Source organism: Winogradskyella sp. SM1960, from assembly GCF_020179375.1.
Classification (GTDB): domain Bacteria; phylum Bacteroidota; class Bacteroidia; order Flavobacteriales; family Flavobacteriaceae; genus Winogradskyella; species Winogradskyella marina.
The window spans coordinates 1-555 of sequence record NZ_JAICBG010000052.1 but is presented as its reverse complement, the minus strand read 5'-3'; the positions used below and the strand labels follow the sequence as shown (position 1 = coordinate 555).

The window sequence follows — 555 nt, the reverse complement described above, 5'->3', positions numbered from 1 at the left end:
TTAGCAAACTTTTACGAACCTGTGAATATTCCGCAGGAATATTCGCAAGTAGGGAAGAACCAAGCAATTAATTATACACGGTGTTGTAAAATCGTTTTTTATTCAGTTCAATTTTCCAGTATTATAGTTTCATCGTATGTTTTCATATTCAAAAGTCCTATCGTTCCACAATTCGGTTTAATGTACTTTTTCGTATTCGGGATTCCGTGTTTATCTTTTTCCCAACTTGTATTGAATTTAAATTTCAACGTGTCTAATTTCACGTCAATAATTTTTGATTGGTGATTTACGATTTCCCATTCGTAATTTTCATTTTTCCAACAAATTCCGATTTCGTCTCCAATAAGAGGAATTCCACTTTTGTCAATTTTTATATATTCCGTTTTCGGAACAGAATTGTGTTCTCCATTTATAAAATACCTCATTTTTCCTTGCGTAATGATAGTCACACATTGTTTCTTGTTTGCAGAATAAATTTTAAAATTCGTTCTATTTGTATGGTCTCCAAATGCAACAAGAAAAACAGTTATTCCAACTACTAACATTACTACTGCT

1 protein-coding gene is annotated in these 555 nt (G+C 31.4%); it reads right to left on the bottom strand.

Annotation, left to right across the window (positions count from 1 at the left end; genetic code table 11):
• Nucleotides 1–107: 107 nt before the first annotated feature.
• A partial coding sequence (locus K1X16_RS17935) for a hypothetical protein (protein ID WP_225037439.1) occupies nt 108–555 on the bottom strand: 448 nt, incomplete at its 5' end.